At 69.7% G+C, this 18,866-nt stretch carries 20 protein-coding genes and 1 pseudogene; 17 read left to right on the forward strand and 4 right to left on the reverse strand.

Features of this window, described 5'->3' with window-relative positions:
• Positions 1-30: 30 nt before the first annotated feature.
• From bioB to G6N50_RS04060, 3 genes are read left to right on the forward strand one after another with little or no spacing between them, the layout of a single operon-like run.
• On the forward strand, positions 31-1,068 hold the full coding sequence (bioB, locus tag G6N50_RS04050) for a biotin synthase BioB (RefSeq protein WP_067828722.1): 1,038 nt from the start codon (positions 31-33) through the stop codon (positions 1,066-1,068).
• Between the two features lie 31 nt (positions 1,069-1,099).
• The gene (bsaP, locus tag G6N50_RS04055) at positions 1,100-1,327 is read left to right on the forward strand and encodes a biotin synthase auxiliary protein BsaP (RefSeq protein ID WP_067828719.1); all 228 of its coding nucleotides are present in this window, start codon (positions 1,100-1,102) and stop codon (positions 1,325-1,327) included.
• Complete coding sequence (locus tag G6N50_RS04060) at positions 1,324-1,992, forward strand: DUF2567 domain-containing protein (protein ID WP_083094115.1); 669 nt, start codon at positions 1,324-1,326, stop codon at positions 1,990-1,992. The genes bsaP and G6N50_RS04060 overlap by 4 nt, the downstream gene beginning before the upstream one ends.
• On the opposite strand, the gene G6N50_RS04065 is transcribed toward G6N50_RS04060, so the two are convergent.
• Together G6N50_RS04065 and G6N50_RS04070 are read right to left on the reverse strand one after the other, a co-directional pair.
• The gene (locus tag G6N50_RS04065) at positions 1,987-3,327 is read right to left on the reverse strand and encodes a lipase family protein (protein WP_083094172.1); all 1,341 of its coding nucleotides are present in this window, start codon (positions 3,325-3,327) and stop codon (positions 1,987-1,989) included. The two genes, G6N50_RS04060 and G6N50_RS04065, sit on opposite strands and share 6 nt — an antisense overlap.
• 163 nt (positions 3,328-3,490) lie before the next feature.
• Positions 3,491-4,216 carry an NUDIX hydrolase gene (locus tag G6N50_RS04070; RefSeq protein ID WP_083094114.1) on the reverse strand — a complete coding sequence of 242 codons (726 nt, stop codon included), beginning with the start codon at positions 4,214-4,216 and terminating at the stop codon, positions 3,491-3,493.
• Between the two features lie 46 nt (positions 4,217-4,262).
• On the opposite strand from G6N50_RS04070, the gene nadA reads away from it, so the two are divergent.
• Genes nadA through nadC form a run of 3 tightly spaced genes read left to right on the forward strand, consistent with a single transcriptional unit; the run spans position 4,263 to position 7,749 of the window.
• The gene (gene nadA / locus G6N50_RS04075) at positions 4,263-5,312 is read left to right on the forward strand and encodes a quinolinate synthase NadA (protein WP_083094113.1); all 1,050 of its coding nucleotides are present in this window, start codon (positions 4,263-4,265) and stop codon (positions 5,310-5,312) included.
• Positions 5,309-6,892, forward strand: a complete 1,584-nt coding sequence (locus G6N50_RS04080) for an L-aspartate oxidase (RefSeq protein ID WP_083094112.1) — start codon at positions 5,309-5,311, stop codon at positions 6,890-6,892. The genes nadA and G6N50_RS04080 overlap by 4 nt, the downstream gene beginning before the upstream one ends.
• Positions 6,889-7,749, forward strand: coding sequence for a carboxylating nicotinate-nucleotide diphosphorylase (gene nadC, locus G6N50_RS04085; RefSeq protein WP_083094111.1), 861 nt, complete (start codon positions 6,889-6,891; stop codon positions 7,747-7,749). The genes G6N50_RS04080 and nadC overlap by 4 nt, the downstream gene beginning before the upstream one ends.
• Before the next feature lie 89 nt (positions 7,750-7,838).
• Here the strand turns inward: nadC and G6N50_RS04090 are convergent, their stop codons facing one another.
• A complete protein-coding gene (locus G6N50_RS04090) occupies positions 7,839-8,249 on the reverse strand; it encodes a nitroreductase family deazaflavin-dependent oxidoreductase (RefSeq protein WP_083094110.1) in 411 nt (136 codons plus the stop codon).
• Positions 8,250-8,333: 84 nt separating this feature from the next.
• Between G6N50_RS04090 and hisD the strand changes: the two genes are divergently transcribed.
• The 9 genes and pseudogenes from hisD to G6N50_RS04135 all read left to right on the forward strand — a co-directional run bounded on the left by hisD (position 8,334) and on the right by G6N50_RS04135 (position 16,027).
• Positions 8,334-9,680 (forward strand): histidinol dehydrogenase, encoded by a 1,347-nt coding sequence (hisD, locus tag G6N50_RS04095; protein WP_083094109.1) that lies wholly within the window; start codon positions 8,334-8,336, stop codon positions 9,678-9,680.
• Positions 9,677-10,818 (forward strand): annotated as a pseudogene (locus tag G6N50_RS04100) (histidinol-phosphate transaminase). The gene hisD and the pseudogene G6N50_RS04100 overlap by 4 nt, the downstream one beginning before the upstream one ends.
• Positions 10,815-11,435 carry an imidazoleglycerol-phosphate dehydratase HisB gene (gene hisB / locus G6N50_RS04105; RefSeq protein ID WP_083094107.1) on the forward strand — a complete coding sequence of 207 codons (621 nt, stop codon included), beginning with the start codon at positions 10,815-10,817 and terminating at the stop codon, positions 11,433-11,435. The pseudogene G6N50_RS04100 and the gene hisB overlap by 4 nt, the downstream one beginning before the upstream one ends.
• A complete protein-coding gene (hisH, locus tag G6N50_RS04110; protein ID WP_083094106.1) occupies positions 11,432-12,064 on the forward strand; it encodes an imidazole glycerol phosphate synthase subunit HisH in 633 nt (210 codons plus the stop codon). The genes hisB and hisH overlap by 4 nt, the downstream gene beginning before the upstream one ends.
• An 82-nt stretch (positions 12,065-12,146) precedes the next feature.
• Entirely contained in the window at positions 12,147-12,878 is a 732-nt protein-coding gene (priA, locus tag G6N50_RS04115) for a bifunctional 1-(5-phosphoribosyl)-5-((5-phosphoribosylamino)methylideneamino)imidazole-4-carboxamide isomerase/phosphoribosylanthranilate isomerase PriA (RefSeq protein ID WP_083094105.1), read from the forward strand.
• Between the two features lie 6 nt (positions 12,879-12,884).
• Positions 12,885-13,685: an inositol monophosphatase family protein gene (locus G6N50_RS04120; RefSeq protein ID WP_083094104.1), complete on the forward strand. Its 801-nt coding sequence runs from the start codon at positions 12,885-12,887 to the stop codon at positions 13,683-13,685.
• Between the two features lies 1 nt (position 13,686).
• A complete protein-coding gene (hisF, locus tag G6N50_RS04125; protein ID WP_083094103.1) occupies positions 13,687-14,475 on the forward strand; it encodes an imidazole glycerol phosphate synthase subunit HisF in 789 nt (262 codons plus the stop codon).
• Positions 14,472-14,819, forward strand: a complete 348-nt coding sequence (gene hisI / locus G6N50_RS04130; RefSeq protein WP_083094102.1) for a phosphoribosyl-AMP cyclohydrolase — start codon at positions 14,472-14,474, stop codon at positions 14,817-14,819. The genes hisF and hisI overlap by 4 nt, the downstream gene beginning before the upstream one ends.
• A gap of 116 nt (positions 14,820-14,935) precedes the next feature.
• Positions 14,936-16,027 (forward strand): calcium:proton antiporter, encoded by a 1,092-nt coding sequence (locus G6N50_RS04135; protein ID WP_083094101.1) that lies wholly within the window; start codon positions 14,936-14,938, stop codon positions 16,025-16,027.
• 3 nt (positions 16,028-16,030) lie between these two features.
• Here G6N50_RS04135 and G6N50_RS04140 read toward each other — a convergent pair whose 3' ends face one another.
• The gene (locus G6N50_RS04140; protein WP_083094100.1) at positions 16,031-16,489 is read right to left on the reverse strand and encodes a peroxiredoxin; all 459 of its coding nucleotides are present in this window, start codon (positions 16,487-16,489) and stop codon (positions 16,031-16,033) included.
• Positions 16,490-16,583: 94 nt separating this feature from the next.
• On the opposite strand from G6N50_RS04140, the gene G6N50_RS04145 reads away from it, so the two are divergent.
• Both G6N50_RS04145 and G6N50_RS04150 read left to right on the forward strand, forming a co-directional pair.
• The gene (locus tag G6N50_RS04145; RefSeq protein ID WP_083094099.1) at positions 16,584-18,116 is read left to right on the forward strand and encodes an anthranilate synthase component I; all 1,533 of its coding nucleotides are present in this window, start codon (positions 16,584-16,586) and stop codon (positions 18,114-18,116) included.
• Complete coding sequence (locus G6N50_RS04150; protein WP_083094098.1) at positions 18,109-18,795, forward strand: TIGR02234 family membrane protein; 687 nt, start codon at positions 18,109-18,111, stop codon at positions 18,793-18,795. Before G6N50_RS04145 ends, G6N50_RS04150 begins: the two co-directional genes overlap by 8 nt.
• The last annotated feature ends 71 nt before the right edge of the window (positions 18,796-18,866 follow it).

The following is an 18,866-nucleotide window of genomic DNA, read 5'->3' on the forward strand; positions in this document are numbered from 1 at the left end:
GGGCACGAAAAAGAGGCAGGGGAGCACCTGGTGACTCAAGCGGCAACTCGACCGACGGCCGACACCGGCAACGACGAGGACATCTTGGCGGTGGCCCGGCAGCAGGTATTGGAGGGCGGCCAGGGATTGAGCCGGGACCAGGTGCTGCGGGTGCTGCAGCTGCCCGACGACCGGCTCGACGAGCTGCTGGCGCTGGCCCACGAGGTGCGAATGCGCTGGTGCGGTCCCGAGGTCGAGGTCGAGGGCATCATCAGCCTGAAGACCGGCGGCTGCCCGGAGGACTGCCACTTCTGCTCGCAGTCGGGCCTGTTCGCGTCGCCGGTGCGCAGCGCCCGGCTGGACATTCCCAGCCTGGTTGAGGCGGCCAAACAGACCGCCAAGTCCGGCGCCACCGAATTCTGCATCGTGGCCGCGGTGCGCGGGCCCGACGAGCGGCTGCTGGCCCAGGTCGCGGCGGGCATTGAAGCGATCCGCAACGAGGTCGAGATCAACATCGCCTGCTCGCTGGGCATGCTGACGGCCGAGCAGGTCGAGCAGCTTTCCGAGATGGGTGTGCACCGCTACAACCACAACCTCGAGACCGCGCGCTCGTTCTTCACCAACGTCGTCACCACCCACAGCTGGGAGGAGCGTTGGGAGACGCTGTCGATGGTCCGCGACGCCGGCATGGAAGTCTGCTGCGGCGGCATCCTCGGCATGGGCGAGACGCTCGAGCAGCGGGCGGAATTCGCCGCCGAACTGGCCGAACTCGGCCCCGACGAGGTGCCGCTGAACTTCCTCAACCCGCGGCCGGGCACCCCGTTCGGCGACCTGGAGGTGATGCCGGCGACCGAGGCGCTGAAGTCGGTGGCCGCATTCCGCCTGGCGCTGCCGCGCACCATGTTGCGCTTCGCCGGCGGCCGCGAGATCACCCTGGGCGATCTGGGTGCCAAGAAGGGCATCCTGGGCGGCATCAACGCCGTGATCGTCGGTAACTACCTGACCACCCTGGGCCGTCCGGCTGAGTCCGACCTGGAGTTGCTGGACGACCTGCAGATGCCCCTCAAGGGGCTCAACGCCAGCTTGTAGACCGGCTGGCCGCGGCTAGGGTTGGAGATTGGTGGTTGGCGATCTGGGCGCTGTGGTCAGCGCCGGCGTCTACAACGTCTACACCGGGGAATTAGGGGGCACCGCAGTGCCGACAGCCGCTCAGTTGGGTCTGGAGCCTCCCCGGTTCTGCGCGGCGTGCGGCCGCCGGATGGTGGTTCAGGTCCGCCCCGACGGCTGGCGGGCGCGCTGCTCGAGGCACGGTGAGGCCGATTCCGCGGATCTGGAGACGCAGCGTTGACCGAGCAACCTAAGACCGCCGCCGCGGATTCCTCCGCCCCGGACGCCGCCTTGCGCCGGACGCGTACCCGCGCGCTCCTGATCGTGGCATTGGGATCGGCGGCGACCGGCCTGGTGATCGGCGGGCTGTGGGCGTGGATCGCGCCGCCGATTCGCGCCGTGGTGGCGCTCACCCGCTCGGGCGAGCGGGTTCATGACTACCTGGGCAACGAGTCCGAGCACTTCTTCGTCGCACCGGCACTGATGCTGGGGCTGCTGACCGTGCTGGCGGTGGTGGCGTCGGTGGGGGTGTGGCAGTGGCGTGAGCACCGCGGGCCGGGAATGGTCGTCGCCCTGTCGAGCGGCATGGCGGCGGCCGCCGCCGCGGCCGCCGCGGTGGGCGCGGGGCTGGTCCGGCTGAGCTACGGCGCCCTGGACTTCGATGCGGTACCGCTGACGAAAAGCCCGTCCGTCGCGTACGTCACGCAGGCGCCGCCGGTGTTCTTCTCGCAGGGTCCGCTGCAGATCGCGGTGGGCCTGTTGTGGCCGGCCGGTATCGCGGCCCTGGTCTATGCGGTGCGTGCGGCCGCGGACGCCCGTGACGACCTGGGTGCGCTTCCGCGCGAGCCTAGGCCCTCCGATGCGCTGCCGGTGCAGGGCGGCGCCGCGGAAGCGCCCGTGTCATAGCGGACGGCGGCCGACCTTGCGGCCCGTGACGACCTTGGCCGCGATCTTCAGCAGCCGGGCCATGCCGACGTAGGTCATCGGGTTGAACATCGTCGGCCAGGTGGTTCGCACCAGGTGCTCGGTCAGCGGGCGGCCCTCGAAGCGATCTGTCAGCCAGCGCAGCGTCATCGGGGCCGACAGCGGATGCAGCATCATGTGCTCGTTGAAGGCGTCGCGGTGGTAGGTGACCTGCGCGCCGCCGGACGAATACGCGTGGGCGAGCACGTCGATGTCGTGGACGTCGATCAGGTAGTCGTGCACGGCCTGGACGATCAGCACCGGCGGCGTCGGGACGGCGGCACCCAGCTTGATGTGGTCGAAGACGTAGGTGATCTCCGGGGTGGACAGGATCTGCTCGAGCGGCTGGTCGAGGTAGTCGCCCATGTTCTTGCCGGCCATCCGCACGACGGCCTCCACCGTCGTCATCTTCTCCAGCGAGTCGAGCAGGGCCCGCCCCTCCTCGTTGGAGTGCTCCCTGATCAGCCGGTCCAGGTCGGGATAGATGTGCGCGAGCGCGGCCACCACCAGTGCGGGAAGCCCCGACAGGAAGCCGCCGTTGAGTCGGCGGAAGGTGTTGCCCAGGTCCCCGACGGGTGAGCCCAGCACCGCCCCGACGATGTCGAGTTCGGGCGCGTACTTGGCGCACATTTCCGCGGCCCACGCGCTGGCCAGCCCGCCGCCGGAGTACCCCCACAGCCCGACGGGGGCGGAGTCCGAAATCCCGAGACGCTCCGAGTTCCGCGCGGCCCGGATGCCGTCCAGGACGCGGTAGCCGGGCTCGTACGGGGCGCCCCACAGGCCGCGCAGACCTTCATGGTCGGGCACCGAGACGGCCCACCCCTCGGCGACGGCCGCGGCGACCAGGAAGAACTCGAACTGTCCGATGGCGCCCAGCGCCTTCGCCCTGCGCCGCAGCGCGTAGGACGGGAAACAGCGCGAGGAGACGGCGTCGATCGCGCATTGGTACGACAGCAGCGGGCACGGCCGCCCCGAAGCGATTTCGGCGGGGACGATCACCGTCGTGGCGGTGGCCTCCGGCTCGCCGTGCATGTCCATGGTCCGGTACAGCAGCTGGACGGCCTTGACGGGCTGCGGAATCAGGCCGAGGAACGCCAGCTCGACGTCGCGCGAACGCAGCACCGTCCCCGGCTCGGCGTGCTGGAAGCCCAGCGGCGGCTGGTAGAACGGGTCGTCCGAGGGCAGCAGCGGACGCACCTTGCGCTGCAGTTCCTCGTGCGGCGGGCGGGCGATCCATTCCGCGCCCTGCGTGCCTGCCAGGTTGCCGAGCTCAGCCATTGAGGCTCCCTTCGTGGCCACCCGGCATTCTCGCGCACGAACGGCAGGTAACCAAAACGTAATCGCCGCACTGTGAGCGATTTCTTGTCACAACAGGCGGGTCAGATGCGCCACTAAAAACGAGTCGCCCTACGTGTCTACCCGAAGACGCAGTTCGCCAAGCCTAGCCTGCCAGCCCCGGCGGCTTGAGCGCGGCGAACTCGTCGGTGACGCGCAGCGCCGCCTCGGTGAACCGGTACAACGCGGCCGGGCGTCCGCCGCTGCGGCCGGATTGCGCGATGGTGCCGGTCGCCGTGATGACCCCGCGCCGCGCCAGGACTCGCTGTAGGTTCGTCGCGTCGACCTGATACCCCAGCGCGGCGCCGTAGATGTCGCGCAGCGTGGAAAGCGCGAATTCCCTTGGTGCCAAGGCGAAGCCGATGTTGGTGTAGGACAGTTTGGCGATCAGCCTGGTGCGGGCGTTGTCGACCATCTGACCGTGGTCGAAGGCCATCGGGGGCAGGGAGTTCACCGGATGCCAGCGGGTGTCCGGCGGCAGCTCGGGGCTGGCGGGGGAGGGCACCAGGCCCAGGAAGGTGGAGGCGATCATGCGGGTGTCGGGCACCCGCTGCGGGTCGGAGAACACCGCGAGCTGTTCCAGGTGAGCCAGCTCCTTGAGATCGACTTTCTCGGCGAGCTGGCGCCGGACCGAGGTGATCATGTCCTCGTCGTTGCGCAGCTGCCCGCCGGGCAGCGACCACGTGCCCTGTTGCGGATTTTTGGCGCGTTGCCATAACAGCACGTTCAGTTGCGGTTTCGCCGTGTGGTGTCCCTTCGTAACCTGGCCGGTCACGTCGCGAACCTGGAACACGACCGCGAGCACTTCGTGGGCGGTGCTACCATGGGCCATGTTTTCGATTATAAGTCGAAAACCTCCTGGGCTGAAAGGAGCCGCCATGACGGTTATCAATCGCATGGACACGCTCGCCGAAAGCATGGTCGCCGACATCACGAATTCACCCACCGGCTACGCCGGTGTGGCCGGTGATGAGCAATGGGCCGCCGAGGTTCGCCGCCTGGCGAAGCTGCGCGGCGCCACCGTGCTGGCGCACAACTATCAGTTGCCCGAGGTCCAGGACGTCGCCGACCACGTGGGCGACTCCCTGGCGCTGTCGCGGATCGCGGCCGAGGCGCCCGAGGACACCATCGTGTTCTGCGGGGTGCACTTCATGGCCGAGACCGCCAAAATCCTGAGTCCCGACAAGACCGTGCTCATCCCGGATCAGCGCGCCGGATGCTCGCTGGCCGATTCCATCACCGCCGACGAACTGCGCGCCTGGAAGGACGAACACCCCGGCGCGGTCGTCGTCTCCTACGTCAACACGACGGCCGCGGTGAAGGCGCTCACCGACATCTGCTGCACCTCGTCCAACGCCGTCGAGGTCGTCGAGTCCATCGACCCGGACCGCGAGGTGTTGTTCTGCCCGGATCAGTTCCTCGGCGCCCACGTCCGCCGGATGACGGGTCGCGAGAACCTGCACGTGTGGGCCGGCGAATGCCATGTGCACGCCGGGATCAACGGCGACGAGCTCAACGACCAGGCCCGCGCGAATCCGGACGCCGAGCTGTTCGTGCACCCCGAATGCGGTTGCGCCACTTCGGCCCTGTATCTCGCGGGCGAAGGGGCCTTTCCGCCGGACCGGGTGAAGATCCTGTCCACCGGCGGCATGCTGGACGCCGCCACCCAGACCAACGCACGCAAGGTCCTGGTGGCCACCGAGGTCGGCATGTTGTATCAATTGCGCCGGGCCGCACCGCAAGTCGACTTCCGCGCGGTCAACGACCGCGCGTCCTGCAAGTTCATGAAGATGATCACCCCGGCGGCCCTGCTGCGCTGCCTGGTCGACGGTGCCGACGAGGTCCATGTCGACCCCGACGTCGCCGCCGCCGGCCGGCGCAGCGTTCAGCGAATGATCGCGATCGGGCAGCCGGGCGGTGGCGAATGATCGCCCGTCCCCAGTGGACGCACAGCGCCGACGTCGTCGTCATCGGCACCGGTGTTGCGGGATTGGCCGCCGCGCTGGCCGCCCATCGCGCCGGCAGCGGGGTCGTCGTGCTGAGCAAGGCCGATCAGGCTCGCGGGGCGACCGCGACGCACTACGCGCAGGGCGGCATCGCGGTGGTGCTGCCGGACAACGACGACTCGGTGGAGGCCCATGTCGCCGACACCGTGGTCGCGGGCGCGGGTCTGTGCGATCCCCAGGCGGTCTACTCCATCGTCGCCGACGGCTACGCGGGCGTCGCCGAATTGGTCGGTGACGGAGCGCGATTCGACGAAGCCGCCCCGGGCAGGTGGGCGCTGACGCGCGAAGGTGGACACTCGCGGCGCCGCATCGTGCACGCCGGTGGCGACGCCACCGGTGCAGAGGTGCAGCGGGCCCTCGATCACGCGGCGCGCAGGCTGGACATCCGCACCGGCCATGTGGCGCTGCGGATCCTGCACGACGACGCGGCCGTGACCGGCGTCCTGGTGGGCACCCCGGACGGATACGGAATTATCAGCGCGCCTTCGGTGATCCTGGCCTCCGGCGGCCTCGGGCACCTGTACGGCGCGACCACCAACCCCGAGGGCTCCACCGGCGACGGCATCGCGCTGGGCCTGTGGGCCGGCGTCGCGGTCAGCGATCTCGAGTTCATCCAGTTCCATCCCACCATGCTCTTCGCCGCCGATGCCATCGGTGGGCGGCGCCCGCTGGTCACCGAGGCCATCCGCGGTGAGGGGGCGAGACTGATTGATCGGCAAGGTGATTCGGTGACCGCCGGCGTTCACCCGATGGGGGATCTGGCGCCGCGCGACGTCGTCGCCGCGGCCATCGACGCCCGGCTGAAGGCCACCGGCGACGCCTGCGTCTTCCTCGACGCGCGCCACATCGGCGACTTCGCCCGCCGGTTCCCGACCGTGACGGCCGCCTGCCGGGCCGCGGGCGTCGATCCCGTCCGGCAACCCATTCCCGTTGTCCCCGGGGCGCACTACAGCTGCGGCGGCATCGTCACCGATGTGTACGGCCAAACCGAGCTGCCCGGGTTGTTCGCCGCGGGCGAGGTCGCGCGCACCGGACTGCATGGCGCCAACCGGCTGGCCTCCAACAGCCTGCTGGAAGGTCTGGTGGTCGGCGGGCGGGCCGGCAAATTGGCGGCCGCGCATGCGGCGGCGACCGGACGTGTTCACGCGGTCGCGCCCGAACCGGTCGTCCACACCGCGCCGGAGCGCGCTGAACTGCAACGCGCGATGAGCCGGGACGCTTCGGTGGTGCGCGACGCCGCCGGACTGAACCGGTTGTCCAGCATGCTGTCGCAGGCGAAGACCCGGGCGTTGTCCGGTCGCCGCGACTTCGAGGACGTCGCGCTGGCCGTCGCCGCCCGCGCGGTCACGGCCGCCGCCCTGGCCCGCAACGAGAGCCGGGGCTGCCACCATCGCGAGGAGTATCCGCAGACCGCGTCCGAGCTGGGGCGCAGCAACGTGCTGCGCCTGGTTGGCGACGACCAGAATGCGGTGCTGGTGGAGGGCTTGGCTGCGGTCGTATGAGCACGATGTCCGACTGTGAACTGACCGCCGCGCGGGAAACCATTCGGCGCGGCCTGGTCGAGGACCTGCGCTACGGGCCCGACATCACCACCCTGGCGACGGTGCCCGCCGAGGCGGTGGCGACCGCCGCGCTGGTGCCCCGCCAGCCCGGCGTGATCGCCGGCATCGACATCGCGTTGCTGGTGCTCGACGAGGTGCTCGGCGCCCGCGGCTACGAGGTGGTCGACCGCGTCGAGGATGGGGCCCACGTGGAGCCGGGCGAGTCGGTACTGACCCTGCGGGCCGAGACGCGCGGCCTGCTGACCGCCGAGCGGACCATGCTGAACCTGATCTGCCATCTGTCGGGGATCGCCACCACGACCGCGCACTGGGTGGCCGCCGTGCACGGCACCAAGGCCCAGGTGCGCGACACCCGCAAAACCCTGCCCGGCCTGCGCGTGCTGCAGAAATACGCGGTGCGGGTCGGTGGCGGCGTCAACCACCGCCTCGGGCTCGGCGACGCGGCCCTGATCAAGGACAACCACGTGGTGGCCGCGGGATCGGTCGTCGACGCGCTGCGGGCGGTGCGCGACGCGGCGCCGGACCTGCCGTGCGAGGTGGAAGTGGATTCACTCGAGCAGCTGGATGAGGTGCTGCCCGAGAAGCCCGAACTGATCCTGCTGGACAACTTCCCGGTGTGGCAGACGCAGATGGCCGTGCAGCGCCGCGACGCGCGGGCACCCGGCGTGCTGCTGGAGTCCTCGGGCGGGCTCAGCCTGGAGAACGCGGCCGCCTACGCCGGGACCGGGGTGGACTATCTGGCCGTCGGCGCGCTGACCCATTCGGTCCGGGTGCTCGACATCGGCCTCGATATGTAGCGGCATCGGCGCCTGAGCGGCTTCTCTTGTGTCGCCGCCACCAGCGCACGCTCGACGGCCGTGGGAATGGCGTCCGAAGGCGATCGGGCTCAGGCGATGTCGGCGACCAACACCGCCATGCGGCGCAGCTGCAGCCGCGCCAGCCTGGGCAGCCCCGCGCCGTCCGATCCGGCCGGCAAAATCCGGGGATTGGTGATGTGCACCCGATGGCGGGCAAAACGCAGGTCCGCCTCCCCGGCGGCCAGCACGTTCTTCACCCAATCGGTCTTCCCATGTCCGAGCGCGATCGCCAGCGTGTTGTCTTTGCGGTACGTGGCCACGATGGTGTTGTATCGCTTGCCCGACGTGCGACCGCGATGCTCGATGGTCCCGGTCCCGGGCAGGTAGCGCGCGATCGGTTTCAGCGCCGGGTTGAGGTATTTGACCTGAATGTTCTCGAACCAGGTCGGATACACCATCGGAATGCCCGGGGCGTTATTCGGGTGATCCTTGGTGGACATGGCGCGCTCCCTGCTCAGAGGTGAGGACGAGTGTGCTTACCGGCACTGTACCGGTCGGATATTGACTTGAGTTCCTCTGGGACAATGGACACCGTGAGCGCCGCCCGACCGTCACCGATGGCCCGTATCGATCTGCGGGGCACCGAGCTGACGGCTGCCCGATTGCGGGCCGCGTTGCCCCGCGGCGGCGCCGACGTGGAGACGGTGCTGCCCAAGGTGCGGCCGATCGTGCAGGCCGTCGCCGAGCGCGGCGCCGAAGCCGCGTGCGAGTTCGGCGCCACCTTCGACGGGGTCCGGCCGCCGGCCGTCCGGGTGCCCCAGGCCGCGCTGGAGAGGGCCCTGGCCGAACTGGACGCGGGCGTGGCCGACGCGCTGCGGGTGATGATCGAACGCACCCGCGCGGTGCACGCCGACCAGCGTCGCGCCGACGTCACGACCACCCTGGGCCCGGGCGCGACGGTCACCGAGCGATGGGTCCCGGTCGAGCGGGTGGGCCTCTACGTGCCGGGCGGCAACGCCGTCTACCCGTCCAGCGTGGTGATGAACGTGGTGCCGGCCCAGGCCGCCGGCGTCGCCTCGCTGGTGGTGGCCAGCCCACCGCAGGTCCAATTCGACGGCCTGCCGCACCCGACGATCCTGGCCGCGGCCCGGCTGCTGGGGGTCGACGAGGTGTGGGCCGTGGGCGGCGCGCAGGCGGTGGCACTGCTGGCCTACGGCGGCAGCGACCTCGACGGCGCCGAGCTGGCACCCGTCGACATGATCACCGGGCCCGGCAACATCTACGTCACCGCCGCCAAGCGGCTGTGCCGGTCGCGGGTCGGGATCGACGCCGAAGCCGGGCCGACGGAGATCGCCATCCTGGCCGACCACACCGCCGACCCGGCGCACGTGGCCGCCGACCTGATCAGCCAGGCCGAGCACGACGAGATGGCGGGCAGCGTGCTGGTCACCCCCAGCGCGGACCTGGCCGCCGCCACCGACGCGGAGCTGGCCGCCCAGCTGCAGACGACGGTGCACCGCGAGCGGGTGACGGCCGCGCTCGGTGGACGCCAGTCGGCGATCATCCTGGTCGACGACCTGGACGCCGGCGTGAAGGTCGTCAACGCCTACGCGGCCGAGCATCTGGAGATCCAGACCGTCGATGCGGCCGCCGTGGCGGGCCGAATCCGTTCGGCCGGGGCCATTTTCGTCGGCCCGTATGCACCGGTCAGCCTCGGCGACTACTGCGCCGGATCAAACCACGTGCTGCCGACCGCGGGCAGCGCCCGGCATTCCAGCGGCCTGTCCGTGCAGACCTTCCTGCGCGGCATCCACGTCGTCGACTACACCGAGGCGGCCCTGAAAGACGTGTCCGGACACGTGATCGCGCTGGCCGAGGCCGAAGACCTGCCGTCACACGGCGAAGCGGTGCGGCGGAGGTTCGAGCGATGACCGGACAATTCGAGCCCACACTCGATGACCTGCCGCTGCGCGACGACCTGCGCGGCAAATCGCCCTACGGCGCACCGCAATTGGAAGTCCCGGTCCGGCTGAACACCAACGAGAACCCGCACCCGCCCAGCCAGGCGCTGGTGGACGACGTGGTGCGCTCGGTGGGCGAGGCGGCCGCGGACCTGCACCGCTACCCCGACCGCGACGCGGTCGCCCTGCGCACCGCCCTGGCCGCCTACCTGAGCACCCAGACCGGGGTCCAACTCGGAGTCGAAAACCTCTGGGCAGCAAACGGTTCCAACGAGATCCTGCAGCAGCTGCTGCAAGCGTTCGGCGGGCCGGGACGCACCGCGATCGGGTTCGTTCCGTCCTACTCGATGCACCCGATCATCTCCGACGCCACCCGCACCGAATGGCTGCACGCCGCCCGGGCCGAGGACTTCAGCCTGGACGTCGACACCGCGGTGGCCGCCATCACCGACCGCAACCCCGACGTGGTGTTCATCGCCAGCCCGAACAACCCGTCCGGGCAGAGCGTTTCGCTGCCGGACCTGCGGCGGCTGCTCGACGTGGTGCCCGGCATCCTGATCGTCGATGAGGCCTACGGCGAATTCTCCTCGCAGCCCAGCGCGGTCGAGCTGGTGGGGGAGTATCCGACCAAGCTCATCGTCTCGCGCACCATGAGCAAGGCGTTCGCCTTCGCCGGGGGCCGGCTGGGCTACCTGATCGCTACCCCGGCGATGATCGACGCGATGCTGCTGGTGCGGTTGCCGTATCACCTGTCGTCGCTCACCCAGGCCGCCGCACGCGCCGCGCTGCGGCATGCCGATGACACGCTGGGCAGCGTGGCGACACTGATCGCCGAACGCGAGCGGGTCTCAGCGGCCTTGGCCGGCATGGGTTTTCGGGTGATTCCAAGCGACGCGAACTTCGTGCTGTTCGGCGAATTCGCCGATGCACCGGCCGCCTGGCAACGCTATCTGGACGCCGGGGTGTTGATCCGCGACGTCGGAATCCCCGGCTACCTGCGCGCCACGACCGGGCTGGCCGAGGAGAACGACGCCTTCCTGCGCGCCAGCGCCCAGGTCGCCGCCACCCAATTGGCCTCCGTTTCCCCAGCCCCGTAGGAGCACCGTGACAACGACCGCCACCCGCCGTGCGCGCATCGAGCGCCGCACCAAGGAATCCGACATCGTCATCGAACTCGACCTCGACGGCACCGGCCAGGTCGACATCGACACCGGTGTGCCGTTCTACGACCACATGCTCACGGCCCTGGGCAGTCACGCCAGTTTCGACCTGACCGTGCGCACCAGGGGCGACGTCGAAATCGAGGGCCACCACACCATCGAGGACACCGCGATCGCTCTGGGTCAGGCGCTCGGCCAGGCCCTGGGCGACAAACGGGGCATCCGCCGGTTCGGCGACGCCTTCATCCCGATGGACGAAACGCTGGCCCACGCGGCGGTCGACGTGTCCGGCCGTCCCTACTGTGTGCACAGCGGGGAGCCGGATCACTTGCAGCACACCACTATTGCCGGCAACTCGGTGCCGTATCACACCGTCATCAACCGGCACGTGTTCGAATCGCTGGCCATGAACGCGCGCATCGCGCTGCACGTGCGGGTGCTGTACGGGCGCGACCCGCACCACATCACCGAAGCGCAGTACAAGGCGGTTGCCCGCGCGCTGCGTCAGGCGGTCGAGTCCGACCCTCGGGTCTCGGACGTGCCGTCCACCAAAGGGGTTCTGTGACGGCATCTAACCGCCCAAAAAAAGTAGTTGTCCTCGATTACGGCTCGGGCAACCTGCGGTCGGCGCAGCGTGCGCTCGAGCGGGTCGGCGCGTCGGTCGAGGTGACCGGCGACGCGGGCGCCGCGGCCGCCGCCGACGGACTGGTGGTGCCCGGCGTCGGTGCCTACGAGGCCTGCATGACGGGGCTGCGCAACATCGGCGGGGACCGCATCATCACCGAACGGGTCGCCGCCGGCCGCCCGGTGCTGGGCGTCTGCGTCGGGATGCAGATCCTGTTCGCCCGCGGCGTCGAATTCAGTGTGGAAACCGAGGGATGCGGTCAGTGGCCGGGGTACGTGACGCGACTGCAGGCGCCGGTCATTCCGCACATGGGCTGGAACGTCGTCGAATCCGGGCCCGGCACTGTGCTGTTCAAGGGACTCGATGCCGACACCCGGTTCTACTTCGTGCACTCCTACGCCGCCCAGCAGTGGGAGGGTTCGCCCGACGCGGTGCTGACTTGGGCCACCCATGAGGGCCCGTTTCTGGCCGCGGTCGAGGACGGGCCGCTGTCGGCCACTCAATTCCACCCGGAAAAGAGCGGGGATGCCGGCGCGGCCGTGTTGAGCAATTGGGTCCAGGGATTGTGAAGGACCAGGCGGAAGCGCTTTCTGCTAAGCAACCACCGGGAGTGCACGTAACCCGTTGCAGCCCCGGCACACAGGAGGAAATGTGTTGATCTTGTTGCCCGCGGTCGACGTGGTCGACGGGCGCGCCGTGCGCCTGGTGCAGGGCAAGGCGGGCAGTGAAACCGAATACGGCTCGGCGCTGGACGCCGCGCTGACCTGGCAGCGCGACGGCGCCGAATGGATCCATCTGGTCGACCTGGACGCGGCATTCGGGCGCGGCTCCAACCGCGAACTGCTGGCCGAGGTAGTCGGCAAGCTCGATGTGCAGGTGGAGCTGTCCGGCGGGATCCGCGACGACGATTCGCTGGCCGCCGCCCTGGCCACCGGCTGCGCCCGGGTGAACCTGGGCACGGCGGCCCTCGAGAACCCGCAGTGGTGCGCCCGGGCGATCGGCGAGCACGGCGACAAGGTCGCCGTGGGTCTGGACGTGCAGATCGTCGACGGTGCGCATCGGCTGCGCGGGCGGGGCTGGGAGACCGACGGCGGCGACCTGTGGGAGGTACTGGAACGCCTTGACGGGCAAGGGTGTTCGCGGTTCGTGGTGACCGACGTGACCAAGGACGGCACGCTGGGCGGTCCCAACCTGGACCTGCTGGCATCGGTCGCCGACCGCACCAACGCCCCGGTGATCGCTTCCGGCGGCGTGTCCAGCCTCGACGACCTGCGCGCCATCGCCACCCTCACCGGCCGCGGGGTCGAGGGCGCCATCGTGGGCAAGGCCCTCTACGCGGGGCGATTCACCTTGCCGCAGGCGCTGGCCGCGGTGGCGGAGTAGCACCGCATGGACGTGCACACGCTGGTGGCGCAGGCGTCGGCGATCCTCGACGACGCGGCCGAGCCCTTTCTTGCCGGTCACCGCGCCGATTCCGCGGTCCGCAAGAAGGGCAACGACTTTGCCACCGACGTGGACCTCGCGATCGAGCGGCAGGTGGTCGCCGCGCTCGTCGAGGCGACCGGGATCGGGGTGCACGGTGAGGAATTCGGCGGTTCGGCGGTCGACTCGCCCTGGGTGTGGGTGCTCGATCCGGTCGACGGCACGTTCAACTACGCGGCCGGGTCGCCGATGGCCGGCATCCTGCTGGGTCTGTTGCACCATGGTGACCCGGTGGCCGGACTGACCTGGCTGCCGTTCATCGACCAGCGCTACACGGCGGTGGCGGGGGGGCCGTTGCGTAAGAACGGGGTGCCGCAGCCCCCGCTGACCTCGGTCGACCTGGCCGACGCTCTCGTCGGCGCCGGATCGTTCAGCGCGGACGCGCGGGGCCGGTTCCCGGGACGCTACCGGATGGCGGTGCTGGAGAACCTCAGCCGGGTCTCGTCGCGATTGCGCATCCACGGCTCCACCGGGCTCGACCTCGCATTCGTCGCCGACGGAATACTCGGTGCGGCAATAAGTTTCGGCGGTCACGTGTGGGACCACGCCGCCGGCGTCGCGCTGGTCCAGGCTGCCGGCGGCGTGGTGACCGACCTGGCCGGTGAGCCGTGGACTCCGGCGTCGGATTCCGCGCTGGCGGCCGGTCCCGCCGCACACGCCGAGATCCTCGAAATCCTGCGCAGCACAGGCCGACCGGAGGACTACTGAGATGGCCCCGAATCCCAGCGGCCTGGCCGTGCGCGTGATCCCGTGCCTGGACGTCGACAACGGCCGGGTGGTCAAGGGAGTCAATTTCGAAAACCTTCGGGACGCAGGCGATCCCGTGGAACTTGCGGCCGCCTATGACGCCGAGGGTGCGGACGAGCTCACCTTTCTCGACGTGACCGCGTCATCGTCGGGGCGGACCACCATGCTCGATGTGGTGCGCCGCACGGCGGAGCAGGTCTTCATCCCGCTGACCGTCGGCGGCGGGGTGCGCACCGTGGCCGACGTCGACGTATTGCTGCGGGCGGGCGCCGACAAGGTCTCCATCAACACCGCCGCGATCGCCCGGCCCGAGCTGCTGGCCGAGATGGCGCGGCAGTTCGGTTCCCAGTGCATCGTGCTGTCCGTCGATGCCCGCACGGTGCCCCCGGGCGCGGTGCCCACAGCGTCGGGCTGGGAGGTCACCACCCATGGCGGGCGCCGCGGCACCGGGCTTGACGCGGTCGAATGGGCGTCGCGCGGAGCCGATTTGGGGGTGGGCGAGATCCTGCTGAACTCGATGGACGCCGACGGCACCAAGGCCGGATTCGACTTGGAGATGCTGCAGGCGGTGCGCTCGGCGGTCACGGTGCCGGTCATCGCCAGCGGCGGAGCCGGTGCGGCCGAACACTTCGCGCCCGCGATCGCGGCGGGCGCCGATGCCGTGCTGGCGGCCAGCGTGTTCCACTTTCGGGAGTTGACCATCGGGCAGGTGAAGGCCGCCATGGCCGCGGAAGGGATCACCGTGCGATGACGCTCGACCCCAAGATCGCCGCGCGGCTGAAGCGCAACGCCGACGGCCTGTTCGCCGCCGTCGTGCAGGAGCGCGGCACCGGTGACGTGCTGATGGTCGCCTGGATGGACGACGCGGCGCTGGCCCGAACGCTGGAAACCCGTGAGGCGACTTACTTTTCGCGGTCACGTGGCCAGCAGTGGATCAAGGGGGCTACGTCCGGTCACACCCAGTACGTCCACTCGGTGCGACTGGACTGCGATGGCGATACCGTGCTGCTGACGGTCGACCAGGTCGGTGGGGCCTGCCACACCGGCGACCACAGCTGCTTCGACGCCGATCTGTTGCTGCCACCGGAGCGCTGACCTGCCGCACTAGCCCGCCAACGCGGCCGGCGCGCGAGCCGGCGGCACGCGGCCGGTCGTGTCCGCGATCACGTTCCGTACGCGAACGCGCACGACTTCGACAAGAATGGCAGTCAATGTCGAAATGGTTGTCCTGGAACGTCGTTGTGCCGGTGCTCTCCGTCGTCGTGCTGGCATTGATCTGGGGCGAGCGGCTCGGTCCCGTGCTGGTGGGTCTGACGGCGCTGTTCCTCATCGGTGCGGTGGTCGCCGCGGTGCACCACGCGGAGGTGGTCGCGGCCCGGGTCGGCGAGCCATTCGGGTCGTTGGTGCTCGCGGCGGCGGTGACCGTCATCGAAGTGGCCCTGATCGTCGAGCTGATGGCATCCGGGGGTAACGAGACGGCGACCCTGGCCAGGGACACGGCGTTCGCCGCGCTGATGATCACCACCAACGGAATCGCCGGATTGTCGCTGCTGCTCGGTTCCCGGCGCTACGGCGTGACGTTGTTCAACGCCGAAGGCAGCGGCGCCGCGCTTGCCACCGTGACCACCCTGGCGACGCTGAGCTTGGTGTTGCCCGCGTTCACCACCACGACCGTCGGCAAGGAGTTCTCACCCGGGCAGCTCACCTTCGCCGCGGTCGCCTCGCTGCTGCTCTATCTGGTGTTCGTGTTCACGCAGACGGTGCGGCACCGCGACTTCTTCCTGCCGGTCGCGCAGAAAGGCCAGAAGGGCCTCTTCGCGGACGAAAGCCATGCCGAACCGCCGACCACCCGCGCGGCGCTGACCAGCCTGGGGCTGATGATCGGCGCCCTGGTGGCCGTGGTGGGCCTGGCTGAGGAGGAGTCACCGGCCGTCGAGGAGGCGGTGACCGCGGTCGGCTTCCCGCAGTCGTTCGTCGGCGTGATCATCGCGGCGCTGGTGCTGCTGCCCGAGACGATCGCGGCGGTCCGCGCGGCGCGGCAGGGCCGCATCCAGATCAGCCTGAACCTGGCGTACGGCTCGGCGATGGCCAGCATCGGCCTCACCATCCCGGCGATCGCGCTGGCGTCGATCTGGCTCAAAGGGCCGCTGGTGCTCGGCCTCGGCGCCATCCAACTGGTGTTGCTCGCCCTGACCGTCGTGATCAGTGTGCTGACGGTGGTTCCCGGCCGGGCCACCCGCCTGCAGGGTGAGGTGCACCTGGTGATGCTGGCCGCCTACGTGTTCCTGGCGATCAGCCCCTGACGGTCACGCCCGGGCGCGCAGCGTTGCCAGCGCCTTGTCGGCGTGGCTGTCCATGTTGAACTCGCTGGAGATCACCTCGAGCACCGTGCGGTCGGTGTCGATGACGAACGTCGTGCGCTTAACCGGCATCAGCTTGCCCAGCAGGCCGCGCTTGACGCCGAACTGGGTGGCCACGGCGCCGTCGGTGTCCGACAACAGGGGGTAGTCGAACTTCTGCATGTCGGCGAACTTGGCCTGTTTGGACACGGCGTCGGCGCTGATCCCGACCCGGTTGGCCCCGACCGCGGCGAATTCGGCGGCCAGGTCGCGGAAGTGACACGCCTCCTTGGTGCAGCCGGGTGTCATCGCGGCCGGGTAGAAGAACAGCACGACGGGTCCGCTGGAAAGCAGTTCGCTGAGCTTGCGCAGCGCCCCGCTCTGATCGGGCAACTCGAAGTCCGCGACGGTGTCACCAGGTTTCATGTCGCGAGCGTAACGCCCTGGCGGGAAACCGCCTCGATACCCGCCAGGGCGTTACGCCCGCGAACCCGCGACCCCCATCTGGGAGGATGGTTCGGTGCACGCCCACCTCGCCGCGACGACCTCACGAGAGGACTTCCGCCAGCTGGCAGCCGAGCACCGGGTGGTTCCGGTGACCCGCAAGGTGTTGGCCGACAGTGAGACGCCGCTGTCGGCCTACCGCAAACTCGCCGCCGACCGCCCCGGCACGTTTCTGCTGGAGTCGGCCGAGCACGGCCGTTCCTGGTCGCGGTGGTCGTTCATCGGCGCGGGGGCGCCGTCGGCGCTGACCGTGCGCGACGGTGAAGCCGTCTGGCTGGGTGTGGTGCCACAGGACGCACCGACCGGGGGTGACCCGCTTCGGGCCCTGCGGGCCACGGTGGAGTTGCTGGCCACCGGTCCGCTCGAGGGGCTGCCGCCGCTGTCGGGCGGCATGGTCGGTTTCTTCGCCTACGACATGGTGCGGCGCCTGGAACGGCTGCCCGAGCTGGCCGTCGACGACCTCAGGCTGCCCGACATGCTGCTGCTGCTGGCCACCGATGTGGCCGCGGTCGATCACCACGAGGGCACGATCACGCTGATCGCCAACGCCGTGAACTGGAACGGGACCGACGAGCGGGTCGATGAGGCCTACGACGACGCGATCGCCCGGCTCGACGTGATGACCGCTGCGCTGGGTCAGCCGTTGTCGTCCACGGTCGCCACATTCGAGCGGCCCGAGCCGCGCTACCGCGCGCAGCGCAGCGTCGAGGAATACGGAAAGATCGTCGACTACCTCGTCGAGCAGATCGCCGCGGGCGAAGCCTTCCAGGTGGTGCCCTCGCAACGCTTCGAAATGGATACCGCGGTCGATCCGATCGACGTCTACCGGATGTTGCGGGTCACCAACCCGAGCCCCTACATGTACCTGTTGCATGTACCCAATAGCACTGGGGGAACTGATTTTTCGATTGTCGGATCCAGTCCCGAGGCGTTGGTCACCGTTGCCGACGGCGTCGCGACCACCCATCCGATCGCCGGGACCCGGTGGCGGGGCGACACCGACGAAGAGGACCAGTTGCTGGAAAAGGAGTTGCTGGCCGACGAGAAGGAACGCGCCGAGCACCTGATGCTGGTCGATCTGGGCCGCAACGACCTGGGCCGGGTCTGCGCGCCGGGCACCGTGCGCGTCGAGGACTACAGCCACATCGAACGCTATAGCCACGTCATGCACCTGGTGTCCACGGTGACCGGCACGCTCGACGAGGGCCGGACCGCGCTGGATGCGGTGACGGCCTGTTTCCCGGCCGGCACCCTGTCGGGTGCACCGAAGGTCCGGGCCATGGAGCTCATCGAAGAGGTGGAGAAGACGCGCCGCGGCCTGTACGGCGGTGTGGTCGGCTACCTGGACTTCGCCGGCAACGCCGACTTCGCGATCGCCATCCGCACCGCCCTGATGCGCAACGGCACCGCCTACGTGCAATCCGGTGGTGGGGTCGTGGCGGACTCCAACGGTCCCTACGAGTACACCGAGGCGGCCAACAAGGCCCGCGCGGTGCTCAACGCGATCGCCGCCGCCGAGACGCTGACCGAACCCGCGACCGATGAGTGAGGCCGGCGCGGATACCGGCCGGCCGAACAGCCGGTGGCTGATCCGGATCGCTCAGGCGGTCTTGGTGGTTGCCGCGGGGACGTTGTGGGTGGCCTCGCGCCTGCCGTGGGTCGTCATCCGGTCGTTCGACGGGCTGGGGCCGCCCAAGCAGGTGACCCTGGCCGGCGCGACGTGGTCGACGGCGCTGCTGCCGCTGGCGTTGCTCCTGTTGGCCGCGGCCGTCGCCGCCATCGCTGTGCGTGGCTGGCTGCTGCGCGCGCTGGCGGGCCTGCTTGCGGTGGTCAGCCTGGCGGTGGGCTACCTCGGGGTCAGCCTGTGGGCGCTGCCCGATGTCGCGGTCCGCGGTGCCGAGCTGGCGCACGTCTCGGTGATGTCGCTGGTCGGAAGCGAGCGCCGGTATTGGGGCGCGGGCGTGACGGTGGCCGCCGCGGCGTGCACGCTGGTCGCCGCCGTCCTACTCATGCGATCCGCGTCGGATTCGGCAGCGGCCCGCTCGAGCGCGACAAAGTACACGACACCGGCGACGCGCCGGTCCATTTCGCGACGCAAAGGCGCCGACGAGGCGATGCTGGAGGAGCCGGAGACGCCGGGAATGTCGGAGCGGATGATCTGGGACGCGCTTGACGAGGGACGCGACCCGACCGATCGGGCAGGTGAGTCTGACACCGAGGGTCGGTGATGGGCCGCAAGCCATGGGCCGCTACCCTTCATTCACGTCGTCGCAATCGGCCGTGGAACGACAAAGTGGCC

The sequence above is a fragment of the Mycobacterium mantenii genome (assembly GCF_010731775.1).
GTDB classification, from domain to species: domain Bacteria; phylum Actinomycetota; class Actinomycetes; order Mycobacteriales; family Mycobacteriaceae; genus Mycobacterium; species Mycobacterium mantenii.